General features: G+C 57.5%; 28 protein-coding genes. 25 read left to right on the forward strand and 3 right to left on the reverse strand.

Features of this window, described 5'->3' with window-relative positions:
• Positions 1-74 precede the first annotated feature (74 nt).
• Entirely contained in the window at positions 75-971 is an 897-nt protein-coding gene (locus tag GVL50_RS11835) for a LysR substrate-binding domain-containing protein (protein ID WP_159813107.1), read from the reverse strand.
• Between the two features lie 116 nt (positions 972-1,087).
• Here GVL50_RS11835 and GVL50_RS11840 point away from each other — a divergent pair, with 116 nt between their 5' ends.
• From GVL50_RS11840 to rpoS, 8 genes are all read left to right on the forward strand, one after another.
• Positions 1,088-2,200: an S-(hydroxymethyl)glutathione dehydrogenase/class III alcohol dehydrogenase gene (locus GVL50_RS11840; protein WP_007908835.1), complete on the forward strand. Its 1,113-nt coding sequence runs from the start codon at positions 1,088-1,090 to the stop codon at positions 2,198-2,200.
• Between the two features lie 90 nt (positions 2,201-2,290).
• Positions 2,291-3,142: an S-formylglutathione hydrolase gene (gene fghA / locus GVL50_RS11845; RefSeq protein WP_178124184.1), complete on the forward strand. Its 852-nt coding sequence runs from the start codon at positions 2,291-2,293 to the stop codon at positions 3,140-3,142.
• Between the two features lie 44 nt (positions 3,143-3,186).
• Positions 3,187-3,660 (forward strand): 2-C-methyl-D-erythritol 2,4-cyclodiphosphate synthase, encoded by a 474-nt coding sequence (gene ispF, locus GVL50_RS11850; protein ID WP_159813111.1) that lies wholly within the window; start codon positions 3,187-3,189, stop codon positions 3,658-3,660.
• Complete coding sequence (truD, locus tag GVL50_RS11855; protein WP_159813113.1) at positions 3,657-4,715, forward strand: tRNA pseudouridine(13) synthase TruD; 1,059 nt, start codon at positions 3,657-3,659, stop codon at positions 4,713-4,715. The genes ispF and truD overlap by 4 nt, the downstream gene beginning before the upstream one ends.
• On the forward strand, positions 4,703-5,452 hold the full coding sequence (gene surE, locus GVL50_RS11860) for a 5'/3'-nucleotidase SurE (RefSeq protein WP_008081730.1): 750 nt from the start codon (positions 4,703-4,705) through the stop codon (positions 5,450-5,452). Before truD ends, surE begins: the two co-directional genes overlap by 13 nt.
• 41 nt (positions 5,453-5,493) lie before the next feature.
• The gene (locus GVL50_RS11865; RefSeq protein ID WP_172680082.1) at positions 5,494-6,129 is read left to right on the forward strand and encodes a protein-L-isoaspartate(D-aspartate) O-methyltransferase; all 636 of its coding nucleotides are present in this window, start codon (positions 5,494-5,496) and stop codon (positions 6,127-6,129) included.
• Between the two features lie 212 nt (positions 6,130-6,341).
• On the forward strand, positions 6,342-7,211 hold the full coding sequence (locus GVL50_RS11870) for a peptidoglycan DD-metalloendopeptidase family protein (protein ID WP_053117660.1): 870 nt from the start codon (positions 6,342-6,344) through the stop codon (positions 7,209-7,211).
• Positions 7,212-7,401: 190 nt separating this feature from the next.
• The gene (gene rpoS / locus GVL50_RS11875) at positions 7,402-8,328 is read left to right on the forward strand and encodes an RNA polymerase sigma factor RpoS (protein ID WP_371925982.1); all 927 of its coding nucleotides are present in this window, start codon (positions 7,402-7,404) and stop codon (positions 8,326-8,328) included.
• A 590-nt stretch (positions 8,329-8,918) separates the two neighbouring features.
• Here the strand turns inward: rpoS and fdxA are convergent.
• Both fdxA and mutS read right to left on the reverse strand, forming a co-directional pair.
• Positions 8,919-9,242 carry a ferredoxin FdxA gene (fdxA, locus tag GVL50_RS11880; RefSeq protein ID WP_008077096.1) on the reverse strand — a complete coding sequence of 108 codons (324 nt, stop codon included), beginning with the start codon at positions 9,240-9,242 and terminating at the stop codon, positions 8,919-8,921.
• A gap of 163 nt (positions 9,243-9,405) precedes the next feature.
• On the reverse strand, positions 9,406-11,976 hold the full coding sequence (gene mutS / locus GVL50_RS11885) for a DNA mismatch repair protein MutS (RefSeq protein WP_178124185.1): 2,571 nt from the start codon (positions 11,974-11,976) through the stop codon (positions 9,406-9,408).
• A gap of 209 nt (positions 11,977-12,185) precedes the next feature.
• Between mutS and GVL50_RS11890 the strand changes: the two genes are divergently transcribed.
• From GVL50_RS11890 to GVL50_RS11975, 17 genes are all read left to right on the forward strand, one after another.
• Positions 12,186-12,914 carry a DNA-binding protein gene (locus tag GVL50_RS11890; protein ID WP_159813119.1) on the forward strand — a complete coding sequence of 243 codons (729 nt, stop codon included), beginning with the start codon at positions 12,186-12,188 and terminating at the stop codon, positions 12,912-12,914.
• A complete protein-coding gene (locus tag GVL50_RS11895) occupies positions 12,881-13,372 on the forward strand; it encodes a hypothetical protein (protein WP_159813121.1) in 492 nt (163 codons plus the stop codon). Before GVL50_RS11890 ends, GVL50_RS11895 begins: the two co-directional genes overlap by 34 nt.
• A 283-nt stretch (positions 13,373-13,655) precedes the next feature.
• Positions 13,656-14,015, forward strand: coding sequence for a hypothetical protein (locus tag GVL50_RS11900; protein ID WP_159813123.1), 360 nt, complete (start codon positions 13,656-13,658; stop codon positions 14,013-14,015).
• Positions 14,012-14,392: a DUF1090 domain-containing protein gene (locus tag GVL50_RS11905; protein WP_159813125.1), complete on the forward strand. Its 381-nt coding sequence runs from the start codon at positions 14,012-14,014 to the stop codon at positions 14,390-14,392. Before GVL50_RS11900 ends, GVL50_RS11905 begins: the two co-directional genes overlap by 4 nt.
• Positions 14,393-14,443: 51 nt before the next feature.
• On the forward strand, positions 14,444-14,626 hold the full coding sequence (locus GVL50_RS11910; RefSeq protein ID WP_159813127.1) for a hypothetical protein: 183 nt from the start codon (positions 14,444-14,446) through the stop codon (positions 14,624-14,626).
• A gap of 64 nt (positions 14,627-14,690) precedes the next feature.
• Positions 14,691-15,428 (forward strand): XRE family transcriptional regulator, encoded by a 738-nt coding sequence (locus GVL50_RS11915; RefSeq protein WP_053117672.1) that lies wholly within the window; start codon positions 14,691-14,693, stop codon positions 15,426-15,428.
• Positions 15,429-16,007: 579 nt separating this feature from the next.
• Positions 16,008-16,163, forward strand: a complete 156-nt coding sequence (locus GVL50_RS11920) for a Com family DNA-binding transcriptional regulator (RefSeq protein WP_371925983.1) — start codon at positions 16,008-16,010, stop codon at positions 16,161-16,163.
• Between the two features lie 57 nt (positions 16,164-16,220).
• A complete protein-coding gene (locus tag GVL50_RS11925; protein WP_159813129.1) occupies positions 16,221-17,894 on the forward strand; it encodes a colicin-like pore-forming protein in 1,674 nt (557 codons plus the stop codon).
• A gap of 119 nt (positions 17,895-18,013) precedes the next feature.
• A complete protein-coding gene (locus GVL50_RS11930; RefSeq protein WP_159813131.1) occupies positions 18,014-18,562 on the forward strand; it encodes a hypothetical protein in 549 nt (182 codons plus the stop codon).
• A 147-nt stretch (positions 18,563-18,709) separates the two neighbouring features.
• Entirely contained in the window at positions 18,710-19,048 is a 339-nt protein-coding gene (locus GVL50_RS11935; RefSeq protein ID WP_053117676.1) for a phage holin family protein, read from the forward strand.
• A 198-nt stretch (positions 19,049-19,246) separates the two neighbouring features.
• Positions 19,247-19,831 (forward strand): hypothetical protein, encoded by a 585-nt coding sequence (locus GVL50_RS11940; protein ID WP_159813133.1) that lies wholly within the window; start codon positions 19,247-19,249, stop codon positions 19,829-19,831.
• Positions 19,828-20,007 (forward strand): DUF2635 domain-containing protein, encoded by a 180-nt coding sequence (locus tag GVL50_RS11945; RefSeq protein WP_053117680.1) that lies wholly within the window; start codon positions 19,828-19,830, stop codon positions 20,005-20,007. Before GVL50_RS11940 ends, GVL50_RS11945 begins: the two co-directional genes overlap by 4 nt.
• Complete coding sequence (locus GVL50_RS11950) at positions 20,007-21,503, forward strand: phage tail sheath subtilisin-like domain-containing protein (RefSeq protein WP_053117681.1); 1,497 nt, start codon at positions 20,007-20,009, stop codon at positions 21,501-21,503. The genes GVL50_RS11945 and GVL50_RS11950 overlap by 1 nt, the downstream gene beginning before the upstream one ends.
• A 66-nt stretch (positions 21,504-21,569) precedes the next feature.
• Positions 21,570-21,917: a phage tail tube protein gene (locus GVL50_RS11955; RefSeq protein ID WP_053117683.1), complete on the forward strand. Its 348-nt coding sequence runs from the start codon at positions 21,570-21,572 to the stop codon at positions 21,915-21,917.
• A complete protein-coding gene (locus GVL50_RS11960; protein ID WP_007908778.1) occupies positions 21,914-22,210 on the forward strand; it encodes a phage tail assembly protein in 297 nt (98 codons plus the stop codon). Before GVL50_RS11955 ends, GVL50_RS11960 begins: the two co-directional genes overlap by 4 nt.
• 130 nt (positions 22,211-22,340) lie before the next feature.
• Positions 22,341-24,620 (forward strand): hypothetical protein, encoded by a 2,280-nt coding sequence (locus tag GVL50_RS11970; protein WP_159813135.1) that lies wholly within the window; start codon positions 22,341-22,343, stop codon positions 24,618-24,620.
• Positions 24,607-25,845 carry a DNA circularization protein gene (locus GVL50_RS11975; RefSeq protein WP_159813137.1) on the forward strand — a complete coding sequence of 413 codons (1,239 nt, stop codon included), beginning with the start codon at positions 24,607-24,609 and terminating at the stop codon, positions 25,843-25,845. The genes GVL50_RS11970 and GVL50_RS11975 overlap by 14 nt, the downstream gene beginning before the upstream one ends.
• Positions 25,846-25,848 lie beyond the last annotated feature (3 nt).

A 25,848-nucleotide genomic window follows, 5' to 3' on the forward strand; every position in this document is an offset into this window, starting at 1 on the left:
ATCGCAGCCTTCGGCAGCTCCTACATGGATCGCATGCTTTTGTAGGAGCTGCCGAAGGCTGCGATCTTTTGCTTTCAACCTCGATACTCCGGCCGCTCAGCCAATCCCTCCTTCAAAAAATCCACCAACTTGCGCACCTTCGGCGACAAATGCCGCTGCTGCGGATACAACGCCCACACCGCCGTATTCGGCGGCTGATGCGCCTCCAGCAGCGAAATCAACGCGCCACTGTGCAGGTGTTCCAGCACGTAATAATCCGGCAACTGACACAACCCGACGCCCTGCAACGCCGCGTCCAGCACCGCTTGCCCACTGTTGCAGCGCCAGTTTCCCTGCACCCGCTGAGAAAATTCCCGCCCGTTCTGTTCCAGTTGCCAAATGTCCGAGCTGCCGATCAGGCAATTATGCCGACTCAATTCCGACAAACTGTGTGGGCGCCCATACCGTGCCAGGTAGGACGGTGATGCGCACAGGTACATGCGCCGTGGCGCCAGCCGTGCTGCGACCAATCGCGAGTCCTGTAACCGACCCAACCGAATCGCCAGATCCAGCCCTTCATGCACCAGATCAAGTTGGCGGTTGCTCAGCTCGATATCAATGCGCAACTGCGGATACAGCCCCATAAACCGCGTCACCAGCGGCACGATAAAGCGTTCGCCGTATGCCACCGCGCAGGTCATGCGCAGCATGCCTTTCGGTTCGCTGGTCAGGTCGCCGACCGCGCGCAATGCTTCCTCGCGACCATCCTGCAAACGTTGGCAATGCTGGAGAAAAGTCTGACCGGCCTCGGTCAGCGTCACCCGGCGGGTACTGCGATAGAGCAGACGCGTCTGCAAACGCTCTTCCAGTCGTACGATTTGTCGACTGACGTGGGAGGAAGAAACCCCAAGGCGTTCGGCCGCAGCGGTGAATTGGCTGCACTCGGCGACGGCGACGAACTCGTCGATGCCTTCCCAGCGGTTTTCGGACATTGGATTATCCCTGTACGGCAATAATATTTTGCATTTGTCCGGATTATTCATCAGCCAGCGCTGAACTACACTCGCTGTCTGGTTTTTTTATTCATTGGATTCACTGGAGAGTCAGCATGATCAAGTCGCGCGCCGCCGTTGCCTTCGAGGCCAAAAAGCCGCTGGAAATCGTAGAAGTCGATGTCGCCATGCCCAAGGCCGGTGAAGTATTGCTGCGCGTCGTCGCTTCTGGCGTTTGCCACACTGACGCCTACACCTTGTCCGGCGCTGACCCGGAAGGCATCTTCCCGTCGATCCTTGGCCACGAAGGTGGCGCCATCGTTGAAGCCATCGGCGAAGGCGTGACCTCGGTTGCCGTTGGCGATCACGTGATTCCGCTGTACACCCCGGAATGCGGCCAGTGCAAATTCTGTAAGTCGGGCAAGACCAACCTGTGTCAGGCGATTCGCGCGACTCAGGGCAAAGGTCTGATGCCGGACGGCACCTCGCGTTTTTCCTACAAGGGCGAAACGATTTTCCACTACATGGGTACTTCGACATTCTCGGAATACACCGTGCTGCCGGAAATCTCTGTAGCAAAAATTTCTAAAGATGCACCGCTGGAAAAGGTTTGCCTGCTCGGTTGCGGCGTTACCACCGGCATTGGCGCAGTGCTCAACACCGCCAAAGTCAAACCGGGTGACACCGTGGCCATCTTCGGTCTGGGCGGTATTGGTCTGTCTGCGGTGATCGGCGCTGTGAAAGCCAAGGCTGCGCGCATCATCGCCATCGACATCAACCCGGCCAAGTTCGAGATTGCCAAGCAACTCGGTGCCACCGATTGCGTGAACCCGAAAGATTTTGATCGTCCGATTCAGGAAGTGATCGTCGACATGACCGATGGCGGCGTCGACTTCTCCTTCGAATGCATCGGCAACGTGCAATTGATGCGCGCAGCCCTTGAGTGCTGCCACAAAGGTTGGGGCGAATCCGTCATCATCGGCGTGGCCGGTGCCGGCCAGGAAATCGCCACCCGTCCATTCCAGTTAGTCACCGGTCGCGTCTGGCGCGGTTCGGCATTCGGCGGCGTGCGCGGCCGTACCGAGTTGCCAAGCTATGTCGACATGGCGCAAAGCGGCGAGATCCCGCTGGATACTTTCATCACCCACACCATGGGCCTGGAAGACATCAACAAAGCGTTCGACCTGATGCACGAAGGCAAGAGCATCCGTACCGTCATTCATTTCTAAAAGCAGCGGCAAGTTACAAGCTTCAAGCTGCAAGTAACTGCGCTTTTGCCTGTTCTTGAAGCTCGGAGCTTGCTGCTTGCAGCTGGGAGAATCCCTATGAGCCTGGAAAACATCTCCTGTCAGAAAAGTTTTGGCGGCTGGCACAAGCGTTACCGCCATCGCTCCGATGTGCTCGGTTGCGACATGGTGTTCGCCGTGTACCTGCCGCCGCAAGCGGAGCAGGGCGGCAAACTGCCGGTGCTGTACTGGCTGTCCGGCCTGACCTGCACCGACGAGAACTTTATGCACAAGGCTGGCGCCCTGCGCATGGCCGCCGAACTTGGTTTGATCATCGTCGCGCCCGACACCAGTCCGCGTGGCCCGGATGTGCCGGGCGATCCGGATGGCGCCTGGGATTTCGGTCTCGGTGCCGGCTTCTATCTGAATGCCACGCAGGAACCTTGGTCGCGTCACTATCGGATGCATGACTACGTCGTGCAGGAATTGCCTTCACTGGTTGAAGCGCATTTCCCCGCGTCGGACAAGCGCAGCATCAGCGGCCACTCCATGGGCGGCCACGGTGCGTTGATTTGTGCGTTGCGCAACCCGGGACGTTACCAATCGGTGTCAGCCTTTTCGCCGATCAACAACCCGATGGATTGCCCGTGGGGGCAGAAAGCATTCTCGCGTTATCTGGGCGAGGATCGTTCGAAATGGAAAGAGTGGGATGCCTGCGCACTGATCGCTGAAGCGGATGAACAATTGCCGCTGCTGGTTGATCAAGGTGATCGCGACGACTTCCTTGAAAAACAGCTGAAACCCGAAGCCCTGCAACAAGCGGCAAAACAAGCGGGCCATCCGCTGACATTGCGTCTGCAACCGGGCTACGACCACAGCTATTTCTTCATCGCCAGCTTCATTGACGACCACTTGCAACATCATGCACGCGCCCTCAAGGGCTAATGCGGGTAGAATCACGCCCTGACAAAAATCGGGGCGTTTTTTTTATGCGTATTGGCCACGGCTATGATGTGCATCGTTTCGCTGACGGCGATTTCATTACTCTGGGCGGCGTGCGCATTGCACACAGCTTCGGGCTGCTCGCTCATTCCGACGGTGACGTCCTGCTGCACGCCTTGAGCGATGCCTTGCTCGGTGCTGCGGCGCTGGGTGATATCGGCAAACACTTCCCGGACACCGACCCGCAATTCAAGGGCGCCGACAGCCGTGCGCTGCTGCGGCATGTGGTCGCGCTGATCCACGCCAAAGGCTGGAAGGTCGGCAACGTCGACAACACCATCGTTGCGCAGGCACCGAAAATGGCCCCGCATATCGAATCGATGCGCGCGCTAATCGCGGCGGATCTTCAAGTTGAGTTGGATCAAGTGAACGTGAAAGCTACCACCACCGAAAAGCTTGGCTTTGTCGGTCGCGAAGAAGGCATCGCCGTGCACTCCGTTGCCTTGTTGCTGCGCGCATGAATGAACTGCAACTGCTCGGCCCGCGTGCCTATGGCGAACCCCTCGGCACGGCGGTACTGAAAGCCATCGCTGAAGATTTTCAGGTCGATGAAGTCCTCGACATCCCGTTCAGCGGCGACGGTGAACACCTGTGGATCTGGGTCGAAAAGCGTGGCCTCAACACTGAAGAAGCTGCACGGCGTATTGCCAAGGCTGCCGGCGTGCCGTTGCGCACCGTCAGCTATGCCGGTCTCAAGGATCGGCAGGCGCTGACCCGTCAGTGGTTCAGCGTGCAATTGCCGGGAAAGGCTGATCCGGATCTGTCGGCGGCGGAAAACGACACGCTGAAGATCCTCAAGACCACGCGCCACAAGCGCAAGCTGCAACGCGGCGCACACTCGGCCAATGGTTTCACCTTGCGCCTGACCCAGTTCGCTGGCGACAAAGACGCGATTGAACAGCGTCTGCAACTGATCGCTAAGCAAGGCATTCCCAATTATTTCGGCGCCCAGCGTTTCGGCCATGACGGCGGCAACGTCGTTGATGCGCGTGCGTGGGCGGCGCGCAAAGCCTTGCCGGAGCAGCGCAATGTGCGTTCGCGCCTGCTATCGACGGCACGCAGTTTTCTCTTCAATAAGGTGCTGGCGGCGCGTGTGGCCGATGGCACCTGGCAGCAAGCGCAAGTCGGTGATCTGCTCGCGTTCACCGACAGTCGCAGCTTTTTCCCCGCCGGTGAAGCTGAATGCAGCGACCCGCGTCTGGCGATTCTCGATCTGCATCCGACCGGCCCGCAGTGGGGCGAAGGTGACTCGCCGACCGCAGGCGTTGTCCATGAACTGGAGCAGGGGATTGCCGCGCGCGAAGCGGAGCTGCGCGATTGGTTGATTCACGCCGGCATGAGCCACGAGCGTCGCATCCTGCGGCTGCCCATTGGCGGGTTGACGTGGCATTATCCCCAGCCTGACATTCTGCAACTGGAATTCGTCCTCCCGGCCGGATGCTTTGCCACCGTATTGGTGCGCGAGCTCGTTGATCTGGTGCCGGTGGGGCAGACGGACAGCCCATGCGTATTCTGATTTCTAACGACGATGGGGTAACCGCACCCGGTCTCGCCGCGCTTTATGCTGCGCTGGCGGATTACACCGAATGCGTGGTTATCGCCCCGGAGCAGGACAAAAGCGGCGCCAGCAGTTCGCTGACGCTCGACCGTCCGTTGCACCCGCAATACCTGGCCAACGGCTTTATCAGCCTCAACGGCACCCCGACCGACTGCGTGCACCTGGGCCTCAATGGCTTGCTGGAACGCCAGCCGGACATGGTCGTGTCGGGCATCAATCTCGGCGCCAATCTGGGCGACGATGTGCTGTATTCCGGAACCGTGGCAGCGGCCCTCGAAGGGCGCTTCCTCGAACGTCCGTCGTTCGCTTTTTCGCTGGTCTCGCGTCAGGTGGACAATCTGCCGACAGCGGCGTACTTCGCGCGCAAACTGGTCGAGGCCCACGCAGGGCTCGATCTGCCGCCGCGCACGGTGCTCAACGTGAACATTCCGAATCTGCCGATCGACCATATTCGCGGCATTCAGTTGACCCGTCTCGGCCATCGCGCCCGGGCGGCGGCGCCGATGAAAGTGGTCGATCCGCGTGGCAAGGCCGGTTACTGGATTGCTGCCGCCGGCGACGCTGAAGACGGCGGCCCGGGCACCGATTTCCATGCGGTGATGCAGGGCTACGTTTCCATCACCCCGTTGCAGCTTGATCGCACCTTCAACGATGCCTTCAGAAGTCTCGACGGCTGGCTGGAGGGACTGCGCTGATGGCTCGCGAACACGACGACAGACTGCGCAGCGGCATCGGCATGACCTCCCAGCGCACGCGGGAGCGCCTGATCCAGCGTCTGTATGAAGAAGGCGTGTCGAACGCCAAGGTACTCGAAGTGATTCGCCGCACGCCGCGCCATCTGTTCGTCGATGAAGCGCTGGCGCATCGCGCATACGAAGACACGGCACTGCCGATCGGCCACAACCAGACCATTTCCCAGCCTTATATGGTGGCGCGCATGAGCGAGCTGCTGCTCGAGGCCGGGCCGCTGGATAAAGTGATGGAGATCGGCACCGGTTCCGGTTACCAGACGGCGGTGTTGTCGCAACTGGTCGAGCGAGTTTTTTCGGTTGAGCGGATCAAGGTTTTGCAGGATCGGGCCAAGGAACGTCTGGTCGAGCTGAACCTGCGCAACGTGGTTTTTCGTTGGGGCGATGGCTGGGAAGGCTGGCCGGCGCTGGCGCCGTACAACGGCATCATCGTAACCGCCGTGGCCACCGATGTGCCGCAAGCCTTGCTGGATCAATTGGCCCCGGGCGGGCGCATGGTGATTCCGGTCGGCTCCGGCGAAGTTCAGCAGTTGTTGTTGATCGTGCGTGAAGAAAACGGTTTTTCCCGTCACGTTCTGGGGGCGGTGCGCTTCGTTCCATTGCTCAACGGGCCGTTGGCCTGAGCATTTGTTCGCCGCTGTTGAATTCCTTTCAACGGCTCCGGTCTTACACCGGCGATAGCGGATTAAACGTAGCGTATTGCCAGCTGGCAAACGTGTGCGTGAAGCGATTTCGCTTCATTAAGGGTAAAGCCGAATCTGCCCGTTATACTTGCGACAGTTCATGCCGAAATCCGGCATTCCAAATTTTTCAGCCACCACAAAGGGAGCGGCGGGTGAGTCTCACAGTCATTGCGCAGCGTATGGGTAACACGAGCTTTCAGCGCCTGGTGACTGGCCTTGTCTTGAGCACCTTGCTGGTCGGTTGCTCCAGCACCAAATCGAGCAACGTGAGTGTCGTCGATCGCAACAAGGCGGTCGCCCAGCGTCCGACAGTGACGACCGGGCAGTACGTAGTCCGTCCGGGCGATACGATGTTTTCGATCGCTTTTCGCTACGGCTGGGACTACAAAGCCCTCGCGGCCCGGAACAATATTCCTACGCCGTATACGATCCATCCGGGTCAGACAATTCGCTTTGACGGACGCACTGGTTCAACGTCGAGCGCGGTGGTAAGCAACTCGAGTTCTTCGCCTTCTTCATCGAGCAAAACCACGGTAATCCGGCGCCAGGCGAATGGCACGACGACCACCACAACCACCGGTTCTACGGGCGCTGCACCGTCCGTCGCGAATAAGCAAACCCCCGCTCCGATGCCTCCTGCAGGTCCAGCCCCGACCGGCTGGGGATGGCCATCTAATGGCATTCTCATTGGAAAATTCTCTTCAAACGGTAGTTTGAATAAAGGAATTGATATCGCCGGGGATTTGGGACAGCCTGTTTTAGCTGCGTCTGATGGGACGGTGGTTTACGCCGGGAGTGGCTTAAGGGGCTACGGCGAATTAGTCATCATCAAACACAGCGAAACCTACGTCAGTGCTTACGGTCACAACCGCAGGCTGTTGGTTCGGGAGGGTCAGCAGGTCAAGGTCGGACAGACAATTGCCGAAATGGGGTCAACGGGTACAGACCGGGTGAAACTGCATTTTGAGATTCGCCGCCAAGGTAAACCTGTAGATCCACTGCAGTTCCTGCCACGACGTTGATTTGTCATCCAGCCTGTTCCGTCGCGTAGAGGGGACAGGCTCCAGCGTTGCCAAGGATAAAGGCGTCGCTTGAGCTTGGGGTCGAACTCACCAAAGGACTATAACAATGGCTCTCAGTAAAGAAGTGCCGGAGTTTGACATCGACGATGAGGTTCTCCTTATGGAGGCCGGCATCGATTCGGATTCTTCGATGTCGAATGATGAAGGGGCTGCACCGCCTTCCGTTCGTTCCAAATCCAGACAATCTGCGACACTCAAACAGCATAAGTACATCGACTACACGCGGGCACTCGATGCCACGCAGTTGTATCTCAACGAAATCGGCTTTTCCCCATTGCTCTCTCCGGAAGAAGAAGTTCATTTTGCGCGCTTGTCGCAAAGTGGCGACCCTGCCGGACGCAAGCGCATGATCGAAAGTAACCTGCGGCTGGTGGTTAAAATCGCCCGGCGTTACGTCAATCGGGGGCTGTCGCTGCTGGATCTGATCGAAGAGGGCAACCTCGGACTGATCCGCGCGGTGGAAAAGTTCGACCCCGAGCGCGGCTTCCGCTTCTCGACCTACGCCACCTGGTGGATTCGTCAAACCATCGAGCGCGCCATCATGAATCAGACCCGGACCATCCGGTTGCCGATTCATGTGGTCAAGGAGCTCAACGTGTACCTGCGGGCTGCACGCGAGCTGACGCAAAAACTCGACCACGAACCTTCACCCGAAGAAATCGCCAACCTGCTGGAAAAACCGGTGGGCGAGGTCAAGCGCATGCTCGGCCTCAACGAACGGGTTTCTTCGGTCGACGTCTCGCTGGGTCCGGATTCGGATAAAACCCTGCTGGACACCCTGACGGATGATCGTCCGACCGATCCATGTGAACTGCTGCAGGATGACGACCTGTCGCAGAGCATCGATCAATGGCTCTCGGAACTGACCGACAAGCAGCGCGAGGTGGTGATTCGCCGCTTCGGCCTGCGCGGCCACGAGAGCAGTACGCTGGAAGATGTAGGCCTGGAGATCGGCCTGACGCGCGAGCGGGTGCGGCAGATCCAGGTAGAGGGCCTTAAGCGCCTTCGCGAAATCCTTGAGAAGAATGGCCTGTCGAGCGAGTCGCTGTTCCAGTAAGCGCCTCACACGACCGCCCGCAAAAAGCCCCGACTGGTTCGGGGCTTTTTGTTGCCTGCAGCTTTGATGTTGTTGCTGTTGCTGCTGCTTTTGTAGGAGCTGCCGAAGGCTGCGATCTTTTGATTCTGCTTTTTAAAATCAAGGTCAAAAGATCGCAGCCTTCGGCAGCTCCTACAGGGGGAGGGTTTGTAGTTTGCTGCTGTAAGCCTTGGCTTACTCTTTCGTAGGTGTTCGTTATTTTTACACTTCGGCAGACGCCCATTCAGTCAGTCAACAATCAGTAACCTACTGACTGGTAAGCTTATTTTGAAATATGAAGCGATTATGACAAACGCTTTCAGCACCGAAGGCCGATTGCCCCCGCCGCAGAACCCTCTAGTATTCAGGTTGTGTCGACGGACAGACACGCCCTTCAAGGAAGAAGGGAATGGACATCGCAGGATGCGATTCATCAGGACGATGAAAAGGAATACAGGGATTAGGGAAAAAATGTGGGCGGGTCAAACCGCCCCTTTTTTTGTCCGCAGAAAAGTAAAACCCGGAAAAACAAAAAGGCCCGCAAGGGGCCTTTTATTCGAGCGCGTGACAGATCAGCGTTCGAGGTCTTTGATCTTGCCTTTGACGCCATCCCACTCTTCGGCATCCGGCAGCGATTCTTTCTTCTCGGTGATGTTTGGCCAGATTTCAGCCAGATCAACGTTGAGCTGGATGAATTCCTGCATCTCTTCCGGAACTTCGTCCTCGGAGAAAATGGCCACGGCCGGGCATTCTGGTTCGCACAGGGCGCAGTCGATGCACTCATCCGGGTGAATCACCAGGAAGTTCGGGCCTTCGTAAAAGCAGTCCACCGGACAGACTTCTACGCAGTCGGTGTACTTGCACTTGATGCAGTTGTCGGTGACGACGAAGGTCATTTCTAATTTTCTCCTCAGGCGGCGGCAGCGTTGCCCCTTCACGGTTGGGGTCGCCAGGTTCGGGAGCGATACCTGCTGGCCAGGCTATTAGCCAGCAGCATCCCAAACCGCGCGAGATTCTAACAGCTTGAAGCCGTTTGCGTTATATCCGCTTCTTCAGTGCTTATATCCGGTTCTTCAGGGCATAGAGCATTTCGAGCGCACGGCGTGGTGTCAGGTCGTCCAGATCCAGTTTAGCCAGCTCATCGAGAACCGGGTGCGGCAGGCTGGCAAACATATCGCTTTGCTGCGGCGTCGCCGGTTTGCCCTTGGCCGCCGGTTTCGGCGCTTCATGGGGCAACGCGGTTTCTTCCAGTCGGCTCAGGTGCTCGCGGGCACGCACGATCACTTCGCTTGGCACGCCGGCCAATTGCGCCACCGCCAGGCCGTAGCTCTGGCTGGCAGGCCCCGGCAGCACGTGGTGCAGGAAGACGATGCGTTCGTTGTGCTCGGTCGCGTTGAGGTGAACGTTGGCCACCAACGGCTCAGCTTCCGGCAGCACGGTCAGTTCAAAGTAGTGAGTGGCGAACAGCGTGTACGCGCGTAGATGCGCCAGACGCTCGGCCGCTGCCCATGCCAGCGACAGCCCGTCGAAGGTGCTGGTGCCGCGACCGACTTCGTCCATCAGCACCAGACTGCGTTCGGTGGCGTTGTGCAGAATGTTGGCGGTTTCGCTCATTTCGACCATGAAAGTCGAACGACCACCAGCGAGGTCATCGCTGGAACCGATCCGGGTGAAGATGCGGTCGACCAGCGACAGTTCACAACTGGCCGCTGGCACGAAGCTGCCGATGTGCGCCAACAGTACGATCAACGCGGTTTGCCGCATGTAAGTGGATTTACCGCCCATGTTCGGGCCGGTGATCACCAGCATGCGCGTGTTGTCATCCAGGCTCAGGTCGTTGGCCACGAACGGCGTGGTCAGCACTTGCTCGACCACCGGGTGACGACCCTGAGTAATGCGCATGCACGGCTCGCTGACGAAACGCGGGCAGTTCAGATCGAGGTTCAGCGCACGCTCGGCGAGGTTGCTCAGCACGTCTAGTTCGGCCAGCGCCGCAGCGGTGTCCTGCAACGGTGGCAATTGGCTGATCAAGTCTTCCAGCAACGCTTCGTAGAGCATTTTCTCGCGGGCGAGGGCGCGGCTCTTGGCCGACAGCGCCTTGTCTTCAAACTCTTTCAGCTCCGGCGTGATGAAACGCTCGGCGCCTTTCAGGGTTTGCCGGCGAATGTAATCCGCTGGCGCCGACTCGGCCTGCTTGCTCGGCAATTCGATGAAGTAGCCGTGAATGCGGTTGTAGCCGACTTTCAGGTGGCTCAGGCCGGTACGGGCCTTCTCGCGGGCTTCCAGATCGATAAGGAACTGGCCGGCGTTTTCGCTCAGCGATTGCAGCTCGTCGAGTTCGCTGTCGTAACCGGTTTTCAACACGCCGCCGTCACGGATTACCGCCGGTGGGTTGTCGATGATGGCTTTGGCCAGCAGCGCCGCGAGTTCCGGGTAAGTGCTGGTGGTGGTCGCCAGACCTTGCAGGTGCGGCGCTTCCAGATCGGTCATCGCCACTTGCAGTTCAGGCAGGGCGCCGAGGGCGTCGCGCAGGCGGGCCAGGTCACGAGGACGGGCATTGCGCAGGCCGATTCGCGCAAGAATCCGCTCGATGTCGCCAATTTCCTTGAGCTGTGGCTGCAGCTTTTCGAAACGGTAGCGATCGAGCAGGCAAGTGATCGAGGTCTGGCGCGCCAGCAACACGGTCAGGTCGCGCAACGGACGGTTCAACCAACGCGTCAGCAGACGGCTGCCCATCGCGGTCTGGCAACGATCGACGACCGATTGCAAAGTGTTGTCGCGGCCACCGGCCAGGTTAGTGTCGAGCTCGAGGTTGCGACGGCTCGCGCCGTCGAGCACCACGGTGTCATCAAGACGTTCGTGACGCAGGCTGCGCAAATGGGGCAGGGCGGTGCGCTGGGTTTCTTTGGCGTAAGCCAGCAGGCAACCGGCAGCGCCGATGGCCAGGGTCAGGCTCTCGCAACCGAAGCCTTTCAGATCCTGAGTGGAAAACTGTTGGCAGAGACTTTTCAGCGCCGAATCACGCTCAAAATCCCACGGCGCACGGCGGCTGACGCCACGGCGTTTTTCCGCTGGCAGGTCGCGTGGCCAGTCATCCGGGATCAACAACTCAACCGGGTTGACGCGCTCCAGTTCCGCCAGCAGGTTTTCCCAACCTTTGATTTCCAGCACGCTGAAGTTGCCGCTGGTGATATCCAGCACGGCCAGACCAAACAGACGCTCGTCCCCCAACAGCGCGGCGATCAGGTTGTCGCGGCGCTCATCGAGCAGCGCCTCGTCGCTGACCGTACCCGGCGTGAGAATCCGCACGACCTGACGATCAACCGGACCCTTGCTGGTCGCCGGGTCGCCGACCTGCTCACAAATCACCACGGATTCGCCGAGCTTGACCAGTTTCGCCAGATAACCTTCCGCCGCGTGGTAAGGAATTCCACACATCGGAATCGCCTGCCCCGCCGACTGCCCGCGCGCGGTCAGGGTGATGTCGAGCAACTTGGCAGCCTTCTTCGCGTCTTCGTAGAAGATCTCGTAGAAGTCGCCCATGCGGTAGAACATCAGCTGATCCGGGTGCTGATTCTTCAGCCGCCAGTATTGCTGCATCATCGGAGTGTGGGAGGACAGATCTGAAATTGCTTTATTCATCAGAGGTTTAGCTATACCGAGAAAATGTGTCGGGGCAGAGGTGCAGGCCCCTGAGTTGATTCAGTGGGCGGAGTATGAAGTTTTTTTGAGGTGGATGCAGCAACGCGCCGCCGCTCGGGTTGGCATTGTGTCCTATAGTGCCGAAAAGCTATCGAATCATTGGAGTTGGTGGGTTGAAGGTCAGTTGAGGAAGCGGCGTGGAACAGTCTGAAGGCATCGGCTCGGGATCGTCATCGAGCGATTGTTACTACGATGCAGAAAAAATGACCCTCACTCGGGCGCAGCAGTCGGTCATTCTGGGCAGTAATGAGAGTGATCTGTTGCTGGCGCTGATTGCCGGGGTGACGGACAAGGAGCAGCTGATTTCGCGGGTCTGGGGTGAGCGCGGGCTGGTGATTTCCGACAGCAGTTATTACAAGACGCTGCACATGCTGCGCACGCATTTTGCTGATGTCGGTTTGCCGCGTGACAGCCTCAAGACGTTGCCGCGCCGGGGCGTGGTGCTGTTGTGTGAGATCCGTTTGATCAGCGCAGAGGTGCCTGAGTCCGTACCGGCAGCGCCGGCGGTCATCTCGGTGACGAAGCCGCGGCGCCGCTACTGGCGTTTTCTGCTGCCTGCATTGGTTGTGCCGGCTATCGCGCTTCCTTTGTTTTACGCCTACCTGATGTTTAAAAAACCAGCCGACCTGGAAGAGTGGAAACTCATCTGGCAAGACGGTGATGCGCAGTTGTATGTGGAAGAAAGTGAAAAGATGTCCAAGGACGAGATTGTAAAAGCACTCGGCGAGTTTGAACCGCCCATTGTGTTATCCGACATTAATTATTATGTAAGAAAGCCGCTCTCCCAGTTATTGATCAAGTGCGTCAAGCCTGAAAGTAAAGGGGAGGCCATATGCGTGAATTACCAGCTCGTTGGAAAAAAATAATCGCATTGATGGCAATCGCCTCTGTGTTGGTTTTCGGTGGACTGGTGGTCAGATATTTCTACGTGATCAATCGTGATATTCCACGTGCACCGTGTTTTGCTTCTATTGACTTCGTTCATACCCATGATCACAAAGACCGCTGGCATGGTGTCGGTGATATGACGATTGATCCAAAGGAAGGCGCTCTCTATGTGTATTACGTAGTGAAAACGCCAGAGGGAAAAGTCTATACCTATGATCGAAAGTTCGACATTGCCCTGACGCATCTGGACACTTCAAGGTTCCTGTTCAAAACACGTTCTGTTGTGAAGTTCGATGCAGATACCGCTGGAGATGAACTGCCGTTTATGGAGCGAGGCTTTCAAGGCGGCATGGTCACGTTCAATTATTTCTCCGATGCCGAGTACTACTACAACATCAACAACCTGATCAATGGTGTCTGCCACGTCCCTCGCTGACTCAGCCCCCGGCGCGACTAAGTAAGACTGAGTAAGACGCCAGTAAGGCCACGACAGCCCCGCATTGTTAATGTCATTCCCCGTAGGAGCTGCCGAAGGCTGCGATCTGTTGATCTTGCTTTAAGAAGATCAGGATCAACAGATCGCAGCCTTCGGCAGCTCCTACAAAGGAAGCGATTCAAGCCAACAGCCTCTGCGAAGGCACCGGAGAGTCCGCGCAGTTCGGCTGTTTTTATTGCCTTGAAGAATGTGACGATGTTTAGAGTGTTGAGGGGTTTTATACATGCTCTGGTTTTGTGTGCGCAGTGCATATGGCGTTCAGGCTCCAGTCTGGAAACGATCAATTGCGATAAACAGACAAGGCACTGTGTTTGTTGCGGCGGCGGTGGGTGGGAAAGAAAAAGAGGTAAGTATTTCCACACTGTCAGAACGGATCCCGGTATTGCTGTGTTTTGATCATGTTTATGTGCCGATGGCGTGGATGGTTGAACACTTTCCGATGTGCAAGGCACGTTGTCGTGACATGGTCATGGCAGCATTAACTGCGATACAAAGAAACTTGAATTGTCGCGATGCCTGGTCTCGCGTCAGTTATTTCGGTGGGCATTATGGCGAGAGAAGTTACTTGGGGTATGCCTCATGAAACTGAGTCTTTTCTGCAGTCTGTCCCTCGCAGTCAGCGGCGTATTTATCATTGAAAACTCATTCGCCGACTCGCGACAAAGTTGCGCCGAGCGCCGCGCTGAACTTATTCGCCAAATAGACCGTGCAGAAGCGGCGGATAACGTTTATCGCCAGGCCGGACTTGAGCAGGCGCTGGCCAATGTCGAGCGTTATTGCCGAGAGCCTTCTGCCGAGGATGATCATTCAAGAGCGATTCGCAAGGCCGAAGCCGAAGTGCGGCGCCGACAAAACCATCTGAAAGCAGCGCGTCAGTACGGCGATGTGAAAGTCATCAAGAAGCATGAAGCCAGGCTCGAACGCGCCGAGGAAAAATTGCAGCGGCTTGTGGATGAGTGACAGCCGCCGTTGTGAACGACGTATGTGTCAATGACATCAGGAAACCTTCCAATGAAAACCGCAGTGATCTTCGCTTCAATCTTTACCTCAGCCATTTTGCTCACCGGCTGCACCGCCACCGATTGGGTACACGCCGCCGGTGGCATCATGGGCGCCAAAGACGATTACGACAAAAAGGCGCGCAATGATCGGATCAAACGCGCCAACGCGGCGGCTCGACGCGTTAAATATTGATTTATGCGTTTTTTATGCAATTCGGCATTTGTCTTGAGGTAAAACTTCAAGCACTATGCGCGTTATGCAAAAACGCAACGTAGCAACCGTCTTAAGAGCACTGCTTGATCAGCACGGGATCTCCCCCACGGAGCTTCATCGTCGCACCGGCGTGCCGCAATCCACTCTCTCGCGAATTCTCAGCGGGAAGATCGTCGATCCCTCGGATAAACATATCTCGAAGATCGCCGAGTACTTCGCCGTGAGCACCGACTTGTTGCGCGGGCGCGCGGATGCGCCGCCGGCGAGCGCTGGCGCGCGCAACAACGATGTGCACGCGGAACTCAAGGACATAAGCCTGTGGGACGACGACACACCGGTCGATGACGACGAGGTGTCGGTACCGTTTCTTCGCGAGGTTGAATTGGCGGCTGGATCAGGAAGATTCATCGTGGAAGAAAGCGAGCGCTCTAGTCTGCGCTTCGGCAAGCGCAGCTTGCGCCATAACGGTGTGCAATTCGACCAGGCCAAATGCGTGACCGTGCGCGGCAACAGTATGTTGCCGGTGCTGCGAGACGGCGCCACCGTCGGTGTCAACGCCGGCAAATGCGGCATCGGCGACATCATCGATGGCGACCTTTATGCAATCAACCACAACGGTCAATTGCGGGTGAAGCAACTCTATCGCCTGCCCACCGGTATCCGTTTGCGCAGCTTCAATCGCGACGAACATCCGGACGAGGACTACAGCTTCCAGGAAATCCAGGAAGAGCAGATCGTCATCATTGGTCACGTCTTCTGGTGGGGCATGTACGCCCGATAAGCAGATCACCGTCAGATAAAACCCGCCCCTCGGCGGGTTTTTTTTCGCCTCGAAAAAGCCACCAAGGCCTTTAACCACGCGGCTTTTAATGCGTTCGTGCATTTCCAGTGCATAAATAAATGCATTTATGCATTGACTGTATATGCATCCATGCATATTCTTGCCACCAAGCCGCTCGACAAAGCGGCTGGCAAGACAAGCTCTTTAGTTCGACAAGAACAGGCAGCGATGAACCGGCCTCAACGGTTCAGAGGGTTGGCAACTGACCCGGGTGTGCAGCGTAAAGCACCAGAAGCAGTTATCCGGCGGGCAGGGACCGCGGTCGGAAAAACAATCTGAATGGACTCGTACCGCGCCAGTAGCGCCGAAAAGTCAGCTTCCTTCCGGGTTACAGGAATTGAAGGAAGGCGAAGGAGCGCATTACTGAAACGCCTGGCGGGTGACTGCCGGGCTTTTTGGAATGCCTATCTCTCGCAAGCCGGTCGGACTGTTGAAATTCCATCTATGGGACAGCATGAGAGATGGCGGGTCGCAGGTGGCAGGTGCGATTGGCATGACACCATGCACAAACAAAAGGACTTGCACATGCTAACAGAGTGCAGATGTGGAAAGTGCAACAAGCTTCTGGCCCGGGCGGGACGGTATAGCGAAATACAAATCAAGTGTCCACGCTGTGGAACCTTGAATAACATGAAGACCGATGAGTCTCGAACAGCGCCAGAGAGCGGAAGTTGAGTAATACATGCTCGACTTCATCAAGTGCATGTTTGCACAAGATATTCGGAGATTGTCATGGCTGGTCCAATTCTGCTTGATACAAGTTTTGTATACCCTGATAACAAATATGACCCTGTTCGAGACTGGGGCAATGGCGGTGGTTACAACTTCATTCCTGGTAATTATGTCGGTATGCCGGTATTTACTTCGCATCAAATGAGCACGGTGATGGGACGGCTCAACACCTCCATCTCCTACACGGTTGCATTTACCAATGCGATTCTGAAGCCAGTGCAAGATCAGTATGCCGCGGACTCGCAGGCGTTGGCAGCATCCATTGAAACTCAACTGGCGGCGACGCGACTGGAATTTGGAACTAATAGTCTACCTCCCGTCGAAGCGGTAAAACGCGAGATGTCCGTCCGCCAGACACTTGTCACACGTAAGGCAGCGGCCTATCAGGCGGATGCCGCTACGGCGAATAGTTTCTTCGGCAGTGACCCGTTACCAAAAACGCAAAATGAAATCGCACTGAAGGCGTTTAATAATTTTGAAAAAGGCAAGATTCAGTATGCCGACTCGTTGAAGGCATGGGAGCGCTCCTATCGTGCAGCCTATTCAGCAAAGTTGCATGCCGATACGGTCACGGCGTTGAATACCCAATACACGTCTGTTCTTCGTTTTCTTGATGCTTTGCAACTGACGGAGAACCAGGCTGCCGTAAAAGAAGCCACCATGTGGGCAGAGATTCGTGCCTGGGGCGAAAAGCTGACTGCGCGACGCAATCCCATCGTTAATCAATACAACGCTGATGTCGCGGCTGTCGAACCCAAAGTGCAGTCCGAACTTGATGCCGAAAACGCAAGGATAGGACCTCTCCCGCAGCAAACGGCTGGTGAGTGGGTCAGCCGTGCATTGGCTGTCGTCAATGTGCTGTCGCAGCGCAAGTACGATTCCTTGAAGGCTTTGAATTTCGCGCTGTCGCAGTATCCCGGCGTGGATTTCAAAAATAGCGATCTGAAGGGTTTCCTCGAGCGGGCAAGGGACGGAAAACTGCCTTCCGATGCTGCTTTCGAGCACGAACTTTCATTGATCAGTACGGCGTATCGTGCCGACGTCATCACGCGGGAAATAAACAGCCTGGAGGGCAGACTGCCTGCGCTTAATACCGCGCAAGCCTATCTGGAGGCAGAGTCTTTGAAGGATGGTCTGAGCTTTCTGGCAGACACCAATGAGGAGATTCTGACTAAATACGGCGAGCGTATGAGTAAGGTTGCCCGTGATCTTCAGAGCAATATTTCCGGGAAGAAAATCCGCAGCTACAACGATGCCATGGCGACATTTGAAACGGTTCGCAGCAATCCGCGGGCAAAGCTCAGTGGCCAGGATTCCAAAGCCGTCGCCGATGCTCTGAAGGCACTGGATAAAGCCACTTTTGCAGCCAATTTGACGCGACTGGGTAAAGCCTTCGGCGTGGTTGGGAAGATTGTTCAGGGAGAAGCTATTCGACAGAAAGCAGTTTCTGGTTATGAGACCGGTGACTGGAAACCGTTGGGTCTCGAAATCGAATCGATGGCGGTCGGCACTGCCGCCGCGTCTGCAGCGGGAGCATTGTTGGCCGTGGTTTTGGCGCTCTTTGGTATCCCTGCTATCGTTTCCATTCCAGCAGTTGCAGTGCTGATGGCATTAATCTCTGCGTACATTGATGCGGCGAAAGTTGATGAAATCAATGGCTATTTTTTTAAATAGCATTAAGCCGGACTAGCGAAGTCTGTTAGACCGGAATTTGCCCTCGGTGTTTTCGCGCCGAGGGCACTGGTCAATAATAAGGGGGAGTCGTGAGGGTTTCAGGTAAACGCTTCATTAAAATGAAAATTCCGGTGGTCTTGCTCTTGCTGTCCTGGGCGCCTTTGTTTGTTTTTGCGTTCTTTATTTCTGACGATGCACGCAGTGGAATGTTTTCAATGTCCCGGTCAATAGTCGACGGCTATTGGCTGACAGGGGCTGGTTTTATTTCTTCAAGATTTTATACGCTGTCCAGTGCTGTGGTTAATTATATAGGATGGTTGTCTCCATTTTTTTCTGTTTTGTTTACTTGTCTGGTTGTGAAGAACTCATTGTTCGAGGATACCGAGTATGAGGAGAGCTCTCTTTTCAAGATGATGTGTTTGTTGGCGGGTTGGGTGCTTCTGATGATTTTGGTTTTTTGGATGCTTTATATGCGCGAAACTGATCTGGCTCATGCTCGCGCACCCCTGTCTTTATTTGGTCGCAATCCGATCGCCTACATTCTGTTCTCATGCGGTGTTATGTTTTTACTGAATGTGATGGTGCTGTCGACGTATTTGCTCTTTCGGCATTTACCTGTCGTTATAGGTCATCGATTGAGCAAAAAGAATTCCCCGCCTCTGCAATGAGGCGCTGACAACCGAATGTCCTTAACACGTAGATTAGAAAAGCTCGAAGTAAATTAACTGACGAGCTTTTTTGCGCGTGCTCTATCCAGTCCAGCGCTCTCTTAAATCAAACACTTTTCACTCATCAAATCCTCAAGGAGGCGTGACATGACAAACGAGCAACAAGCATTGGCAGACATGCCGATCTGGCTGGTCATCCTCCTTGCCGTGGTGGGCGGGGTGTCCGGCGAAATGTGGCGCGCTGACAAAGAGGGCGCCCGTGGCTGGTCGCTGATGCGCCGCCTGGCGCTGCGCTCCGGCGCCTGCATGATCTGCGGTGTCTCGGCGATCATGCTGCTGTATGCCGCTGGCATGTCGATCTGGGCGGCTGGCGCTTTTGGTTGCCTGACCGCAATGGCGGGGGCCGATGTGGCGATTGGTCTTTATGAACGCTGGGCGGCCAAGCGGATTGGCGTCTGCGAAATTCCGCCGCGCGATCCGCAGTAATTCTGCATTTTCTACAGCGCCTCAGTCCTGAAGTCGCTGCTTAAGACTGACCTGAAAACGCCGCAAATCCCTTGTAGGAGTGAGCCTGCTCGCGATAGCAGTGCCACAGTCGAACTTCATCTAACTGATCCACCGCAATCGCGAGCAGGCTCACTCCTACAGCGACCTGTGGTCAGTTTCATAATCCGGAACACCCCCATGAAGATCACCCCGATCCTCACGCAATTGCGTGCGCAATGCCCCAGCCTGGCCGATCACATTTCGGTGGGGGTCGATCTGGCGTTGTTGCAGGGCAATTCCGCTCTGCCGACACCTTCGGCCCACGTGCTGCCGCTCGCCGATCTGGCCAGCAACAGCACCGCACAAAACCTCACCACCCAACCGATCCGCGACCGCTTTGAAATCGTTCTGGCGCTCGACGCCAGCGACCCCACAAAAGCGCTGGATCTGTTGCACGACCTGCGCGCCGAACTGTGGCGTGCGCTGGTGGGTTTCAAGCCCGATACCGACTACAGCGCCATCGTCTATGACGGCGGTGAACTGCTGTCGATCAACAGCAGCCGGGCGTTTTACCGGCTGCGTTTTTTTGCCGAGTTCCAGCTCGGCCGCAATCTGCCGAGTCAGCCTGCGGAGAGTTGGCACGAACGCGAACTGGACGGTTTGTCGTCCTTCACCGGGGCCACCGTGCGGGTCGATGCGATCGACCCGGCCGACCCCAATCTGAAACGCCCGGGCCCCGATGGGCGCGTGGAAATGACTTTCTCTGGAGACGTAACCCCATGAGCAATCGCATCACCGTACTGCCGGCCGCCGGCCGCGTCGTACCTGACCCGGAGGCGGGCGATCTGCTGCCGCTGGAAGGCCGTGAAGTGCTGGACAGCGCCTGGTGGCGCCGACGTCTGGCCGACGGCGATATCACCCTCAAAACCGCAACCGCTAAACAAAAGGGAGCCAAATAATGGCGATCGGATTCAGCAACATCCCCGCGGACATTCGTGTACCGCTGTTCTATGCCGAAATGGACAATTCGGCCGCCAATAGCGCGAGCTCGACCCTGCGTCGTTTGATCGTCGCTCAGGTCAACGACAACATTGCGCCGACCGAGGTCGGCAAACTGGTGTTGGTCTCCAGCGTTGCGCTGGCCAAAAGCATCGGCGGTCAGGGCTCGATGCTCGCCGCGATGTACGAGACCTTCCGCAAGGCTGACCCGATCGGCGAGATCTGGTGCCTGCCGCTGCACAACGCTGAAGGCGCGGTCGCCAAAGGCGTGCTGACCCTGACCGGCGCCGCCACTCAGGCTGGCGTGCTGAATCTGTATGTCGGCGGTGTGCGAGTGCAAGCCACCGTGGTCAACGGTGCTACCGCCGCTCAGGCCGCCACCGCGCTGGCGCAGAAAATCAACGCCACGGCCGATCTGCCGGTGAGCGCTGCCGCTGCCGAAGGTGTGGTCACCCTGAACGCCAAATGGACGGGCGACAGCGGCAACGACATCAGCCTGCAATTCAATCGTCTGGGCAAGAGCAACGGCGAAGAAACTCCGGCCGGTCTGACCGCCGCAATCACCGCCATGACCGGCGGCGCCGGTGTGCCGGATCAGGTCGAAGCCATCGCCGCACTGGGTGATGAACCGTTCGAATTCATCGCACTACCATGGTCGGATCTGTCGACGCTCAACACCTGGCAAGCGGTCATGGATGACAGCACCGGTCGCTGGTCGTGGGCCAAGCAATTGTTCGGTCACGTCTACAGCGCCAAGCGCGGCACCGTCGGCACTCTGGTTGCCGCCGGCCAGGCGCGCAACGATCAGCACATGACCATTCAGGCGCTGGAGCCGGGCGTTCCGCAACCGTTCTGGGTACAAGCCGCTGCATTGGCTGCACGCACCGCAGTTTTCATTTCCGCCGACGCCAGCCGTCCGACGCAAAGCGGCAGTCTGCCGGGTGTCGACCCTGCGCCGGCGAGTGAGCGTTTCACCCTGACCGAGCGTCAGTCGCTGCTCAACTACGGCATCGCCACCGCGTACTACGAAGGCGGCTACGTGCGCATCCAGCGTTCGATCACCACCTACCAGAAAAACGCTTACGGCCAGGCCGACAACTCCTATCTGGACAGCGAAACCATGCACCAGTCGGCGTTCATCGTGCGCCGTCTGCAAAGCGTGATCACCAGCAAATACGGTCGGCACAAACTGGCCTCCGACGGCACCCGTTTCGGCGCCGGCCAGCCGATCGTCACGCCGAGCACCATTCGCGGAGAGCTGATTGCGCAGTACGCCAAACTCGAACTGGAAGGCCACGTGGAGAACGCCGAGCTGTTCGCCGAGCACCTGATCGTCGAGCGCGACGTGCAGGATCCGAGCCGCGTGAACGTGTTGTTCCCGCCGGATTACATCAACGGTCTGCGCGTGTTCGCACTGCTCAACCAATTCCGTCTGCAGTACGACGACGCGGCTTGATCCGCGCGTTGACGGCAAGCATTCAGCCCACCTCGCGTGGGCTTTTTTATTCAAGGGAGTAACACCATGGGTCAACTGATTGCAGGCACCTGCTACGTCAAAGTCGACGGCGCACAACTGACGATCAACGGCGGCTGCGAAGCCCCGCTGATGTCCACCAAACGCGAAACCATCGTGCCGGGTTTTTACAAGGAAACCGACGTGGCAGCGTCGTTCAAAGTGACCGCGCTGCACACCCCGGACTTCCCGCTCAAGCAACTGATCGAAGGCGTCGACATGACCGTCACCTGTGAATTCAGCAACGGCAAAGTCTACGTGCTAGCCGGTGCGTATCTGGTTGAAGAGCCAGTCTCCAAAGGCGATGACGCCGCTATCGAACTGAAATTCGAAGGCATCAAAGGAACCTGGCAATGAGCGGCGCCGTGAAGCTTCAAGTCGCGATCGAAGCTCACGGCGAGCCCCTGACCGAACTCGTTCTGCGCCGCCCGACGGTGCAGGAAGTGCGAGCGATCAAGGCGCTGCCGTACAAGATCGACAAGAGCGAAGAAGTCAGCCTCGACATGGACGTGGCGGCCAAATACATCGCCGTGTGCGCCGGCATTCCGCCGTCGTCGGTCAACCAGCTGGATCTGGCCGACCTCAACGCGCTGAGCTGGGCCGTTGCGAGTTTTTTCATGAGTGCGGCGTCGGCGCCATCACCGACCTGATCGCAGTCGCCTATGACCTGGCCTGGTTCTGGAAGGTTGACCCCGAACAGATGATGGCCAGGCCACTGGATGTGCTCCGCGAATCGCTGGAGCACGCGCAACGGATCAATGCGATGCAGCAGGTGCAGTGATGGCTAATACACAATTAAGCCTGATCCCGCAGTCCTTCCCCGTTACGGTCAATATGCTCGTGGTGCTCAAGGGCGCCGAGAAGGTCGAGACCGAAATGAAAGGGCTGCGCGGCAAGGTCGCAGCATTCAAGAAAAGCATGGAAGACAGCGGCCTTGCGCCGCTGGACATCGCCGGATTCATTTCCGAGGGCGGCTTGCTCAAGCCGTTTCAGGATGGCATCAAGAAAGCCATCGAGGCGCAGGATGCGCTGGCGAAAAAGGTGCTGGCGAACAAAGGCCTGAAAGTGCCCAAGGTGGTGCAGGGGGAAACCTCGGCCAACCTGGCAAAATTCAACGAAGCTCTGGACAAGATTTCACTGAACATCGGCCAGGCGTTGTTGCCGGCGGTCAACAGTATTGTCACCGCGCTGACGCCGGTGATTACCTCGATCGGCGAGTTCGTCGCGAATAATCCGTATCTGGTCGAAGGGCTGGCGGCGGCTGCGGTGGCTTTCACTGTGGTCACTGTCGGGGCGATGGGACTGGTCGGTGTGCTGGGCATTCTGGCCTCACCGATTGGTCTGATTGCTGCCCTCATCGCGGGGGCGGTGGCCCTCATCGTAATCGGTGCCCGACTGATCACTGACAACTGGGCTTCGATCTCTGGATTTTTCAGCAAAACCTGGCAGTCGATCAGCGATGCAACCGGGCGCGGCGTCGAAGCTGTGCGTAAGGGTTGGGACGAAATGGTCACCGACGCGAAGCAAAGTTATGCCGCGATACGCGCCGATGCACTCGCCAAGTGGGATGAAATGACCGCCGACGCCATTGCGGGTGTCAGTGGTCTGGCGGCAGGCGCGTCCGCAGGTCTGCGGGCGTTTGGTGCATCAATGGGCGAAACCTGGGATTCGGCCAGCAACGCCGTCATTGGCTTTTGGGATCGTGCGGCTGCCGATACGGCGACCGGTCTGGCTTCACTCAAAGCCAAACTCTATACCTCGCCATTGGAAAAAATGTCTGCCCTTTGGCAATCCGCCGATGAAGTTGTCGTCGGCTACTGGAATCGTGCGTCGGCGGCGACGATGTCCGGTTGGAACTCGATCAAGTCGAGTTTCGACGGCTCATTAACGGCGAGACTGGCTGACGTATGGGGCTCTGCGCAAAGCGCTGTTTCCTCGGCGCTTACAGATATGCGCGACCGAGCCGTGACTGGCTGGACGTCGATCAAATCAACATTCGACGGCAGGCTGAGTGGGCAACTGGCTGGCGTTTGGAATGCTGCGCAAAACGTCGTTTCCACCGCCATCGGTGAAATGCGCGACAGCGCCGTGAGCGGTTGGACATCGATCAAATCGACATTCGACGGCAGGCTGAGTGGGCAACTGGCTGGCGTTTGGAATGCTGCGCAAAACGTCGTTTCCACAGCCGTTGCCGATATGCGCGATAAAGCCGTGACAGGCTGGACGTCGATCAAGTCGACGTTCGACAGCACGCTGAGCGGGCATCTGTCGGGCATCTGGAATGCGGCGCAGAACGTCGTCGCTACGGCCATCGGCAATCTGACCCGCACCGCGCTCGCTGCGTGGGAGCAATTGAAGTCGGTTTTCTCCTGGTCGCCGAGCGCCATGATCGAAAGCGTCTGGCAGCCACTGGCGCCGGTTTTTTCTGCGCTGTGGGATGTTCTGCGGGCGGGCGCGGAAACGTTGAAAAACTATCTGCAAAACATGTTCAACCTTTCGCCGCTGGCGGCGGTGACTGCTAATTGGGAAGGTCTGAAAGGTTACTTTTCCGGCTTGTGGGCATCGTTGACTTCAGATGCACAACCGGTGACGGACGCTTTCAATAACCTGTTCAGTCAGTCGCCGCTGGAGTCGATCCAGCAAGCCTGGGAACCGCTGCTCGGTTGGTTCGCCGGACTCTGGACGAAGTTGCAAAGTCTCGTCGGGCCGATCAGGGAACTGCTCAGCGGTAACTTGTCCGGGTTCGTCGCGAAGATCACCGGCAAACCCGGTGCGGATGGCGAAAGCGCTCTGCCAGCGCCGTTTTTCGGCAACAACGATGCAGGCACGGCGAGCGCGTCGGGCCTCAACAGCTCGTTGCCACAATCCTCCAGCGCCCTGATCCAACAAAGCGCAATCAACAACCGCACGCAACTCGAAGGTGGCCTGACCGTCAGCTTCGTCAACGCGCCGCCGGGGCTGCGCACCGATCAACCACAAACCAATCAACCAGGCCTGGCGCTGTCGTCGCGCATCGGTTATCGCTCGCTGTCGGCAGGAGGTTCCAATGAACTGGCGTGACCGTTTATTGCCGGCATCCTTTCGTGGTGTCGGTTTCTGGATCGATCAGGCGAAAACCCCGGTCGGTCGCAAGGGGCAGTTGCACGAATACCCGCAGCGCGACCTGCCGTTTTTCGAAGACCTCGGCCAACAAGCCAAGACCCACGACATCACCGCATTCATCATCGGCGCCGATTGCCTGGAGCAGCGTGACAAGTTGCTCAAGGCGTTGGAGGCGGGCAGCGGTGAGCTGGTGCATCCGTGGCTCGGACGCCTGCAAGTCAAGGTCGGCGAATGCGACATGACCCACACCCGCCAGGACGGCGGCATGGTCACGTTCACGCTGAAGTTCTATCCCGATCAGCCGCTGCCGTTCCCGACGGCGACCGTCAGCACGCAGAAAGTCTTGTTGGTGAAAGCCGACTCGCTGCTCGGTTCTGCGGTGGCGCGTTTCGAACAGGCGATGACGCTGATCAAGGCTGCGCGGATCGGCATCGCCAATCTGCGCAACAGCCTCACCGGGGTTTACGAGGTGATCAAAGAGCAGCTGAAACCGCTGATCGCGCAGTACAAGCAGATCACTGAGCTGGTGAAAGCGGTCAAGGAATTGCCCAAGGAAGTGGCAGCGGAATTCAAAGGCTTGCTCGGCGATATCAAGGAGCTGAAAGCGTTCGCGAAGGAGGGCTACCGTGGCGTGATTGCCGACGTCTCCCAACAACTCGAAGCAATTCGCAAAGCCGATGCGCCGAAGATCACCACCGGCAAGGACACCAACGCGGCGGCGCAAGCCATGGCCGATCTGGTGCAGGACACGCTGCTGGTCAAAGTCGCGCAATGGGTGGCGTCGATGCCGGTGGCGACCACGCCGGTGAAGCTGCAATCGACACCGTCGGTGGGCCAACAGGCGACCACGCCGGTGAGCCGTCAGGAAGTGCCCGTCAGTGATGACATGCAGGCCCTGCGCGAAGCGGTGAGCGCGGCGATTGATCCGATGCTGGACAAGGCCGGTGCCGCACATTTTCAGGCGATCAACGATGTGAAAGAGGCGTTGATCAATCACCTCAAAGCGGTGGCATCGTCCGGTGTGCGGCAGGTCAGCAAGTCGTTTCAGGAAAGTTTGCCGGCGCTGGTGGTGGCCTATAAACAGTTTGCTGATGCCACTCGCGTTACCGAAGTGATCCAACGCAACGGTACTGTTCATCCGTTGTACCTGCCGCCCAACGACGTGAAAGTTTCCAGGGAGTAAGCC

The organism is Pseudomonas sp. 18058, from assembly GCF_902706155.1.
Lineage (GTDB): Bacteria > Pseudomonadota > Gammaproteobacteria > Pseudomonadales > Pseudomonadaceae > Aquipseudomonas > Aquipseudomonas rustica.